Below are 2,337 nucleotides of genomic sequence, written 5' to 3'. Positions count from 1 at the left end.
GCTTCGCTTACGGTCGGCTTCACCACCGTTCTTGCCAGCCTGTGTACCGGCCATGCGGCCCTTGCCGACACGGCACCCGCCGCGGGTGTCACGGCAACCGGTATCCGCCCGACCTCGTCCCGTCCACCTGAGAAGGCGGCCATCCACCACGTGACACTGCCACACAGCCCCGACTGGGGGGCATTCAATGCCGGAAAAGGGGCCGCGGCCGGTTTCGGGACCGTTGGTGGTTTCGGACAGGCGCGCTGGGCCGAGGACTGGAGCGACATTGTCAATACGCCACCTGAACAGCGCCGGAACGACTGGTTCAACCGCCTGAAATATATTCCCCTGACGGACAAGGGCGATATCTGGCTGTCCATTAGTGGGGAGGAACGGCTACGCTACGCCTTTGAAAACCAGCCGCAGATGGGAACCGCGGGCAAGACCAACGCCAGCCGCGTACTACTGCGCAGCCAGTATGGTGCCGACCTGCACCTGGGTGAACATGTCCGCGCCTATGCCGAGTTCCTGTGGGGCGACGCCGGGGGATCGAATTATTATGGCTACCAGACCGGGGTGCAGCGCGAACGGCTGGATCTCCAGCAGGGCATTCTGGAGGTAAAAGGCAGGATGCTGGGCGCACGGATGGGCGTGATCGGCGGTCGCCAGATCTTTCTCGATGCCCCTGTCACCATGCAGTCCGCACGCGACCTGACCAACGCACAGCAGTCATGGGATGGATTCCGTGGCTATGCGGTGTGGAAATCCTTCCGGCTGGACCTGTTTGACTTCATGCAGACCAACAAGCTGCCGCGCAATGTCTTTGCCGACGGCACGAACTACAACGCCCGGATGTATGGGATCTATACGTCCACGGCACTGCCGAAGTTTTCGGTCATGGGACAGAAAAGCCAGGTTTTTGCTGATGTGTTCTTCATTGGCTACCTGTTCAACGGTGCATCGGCGGCGCTGGCCACCACAACGGGCACGCAGGCCGGATCGACCCGCCGCGACAATATCGGTGCACGCATGTGGGGGAATGTCGGCCCCTTCGATATCAGCCTGACGGGCGTGTTCCAGGGCGGCGAATTCCGTCCCGCCAGCGGGGGCGCAACACGCGCAGTGCGCGCCTATGCCGTTAACGGGACATTGGGATGGACGGCAAAAAGCCTGAAGGCAAAACCGTCCATCGCATTGCAGGGCGACCTGTTTTCAGGCGGGTCCTACCATAGTCAGGATGGCGCGGTCGGCACATTTGCTACGCCCTATTTCCCGCTGCCGTATTATAATGACGTGACACTGGCCCTGACATCGCAGAACCTCGTCGGCATCGGGCCGGTCATTACGGCAGCGCCACTGGCGAACCTGCGTCTCAAGCTGCATGTTCCCGTTTTCTGGCGCGAAAGCACGCAGGATGCAGTGTATGGCACCGGCAAGATCTATAGCTGGCGCAACGGGCTTTTGGGCGGGTTCATTGGCACCACGCCCCAGACACAGCTTGCGTGGAATTTCGCGCCCCACTGGACATGGACGCACGATATCGCAGGCTTCGTCGCATCGCAGGGGATGCACCGTGCGGGGGCGAAGGACGGGGCATTCTACATGCAGACCATGGAATTCAAATTCTGACAGCCGATTGTACGATAGGGGAAACGAACATGACCGGAACGCGAAACATCGTCATCATCGGCAACGGTATGGTTGGCCATTACTGTGCCGAACAACTTGTGGCGCATGGTCTGCATGAGGACTGCGCGATTCACATTTTTGGTGACGAACTTCACGATGCCTATGACCGTGTGCACCTGACCGAATATATGAGCGGACGCGACGCGCTGGCGCTGCGCCTGCATGTGGATGATTTCCATACCCACCACGGCCTGACCCTGCACCGTGGCGTCAGGGTGACCCGCATCGACCGCGCGGCCCGGATGGTGGAAAGCGCCGAAGGCCCGCTACCTTACGACACGTTGATCCTTGCCACTGGTTCCACGCCGTTCGTGCCGCCGGTTCCGGGCAATACAGGCACAGCGGGGCTGGTCTATCGCACGCTTGATGACCTTGACATGATCCGGGCTGCAGCAGAGGGCGCATCGCACGGCGTGGTCATTGGCGGCGGCCTGCTGGGGCTGGAGGCAGCCAATGCGCTGTCGGGGCTGGGCCTGTCCACGGCCGTTGTGGAATTCGCGCCGCGCCTCATGCCCGTGCAGCTTGATGATGATGGTGGTCAGGCCCTGAAGCAGCGGATCGAGGCACTGGGGATCGAAGTGCTTACATCCCATGCCACGCAGCAGATCACCGCGGGCGAGACACATCGTCACCGCCTTGTCTTTGCCGATGGTACATTCCTTGAAA

At 61.1% G+C, this 2,337-nt stretch carries 2 protein-coding genes; both read left to right on the top strand.

What is annotated here, in order from left to right:
* Positions 1-1,611: alginate export family protein (locus CFR80_RS17735; protein ID WP_110507824.1), on the top strand; the 1,611-nt coding region annotated here is incomplete at its 5' end.
* 29 nt (positions 1,612-1,640) lie between these two features.
* Positions 1,641-2,337, top strand: a 697-nt coding sequence (locus CFR80_RS17730) for an NAD(P)/FAD-dependent oxidoreductase (protein ID WP_146221707.1), incomplete at its 3' end; no start/stop codon positions are given.

The organism is Komagataeibacter oboediens, from assembly GCF_003207815.1.
In the GTDB taxonomy this organism is placed as follows: domain Bacteria; phylum Pseudomonadota; class Alphaproteobacteria; order Acetobacterales; family Acetobacteraceae; genus Komagataeibacter; species Komagataeibacter oboediens.
The sequence above is the reverse complement of the archived record's forward strand: the minus strand, read 5'-3'. Positions and strand labels throughout refer to the sequence as shown.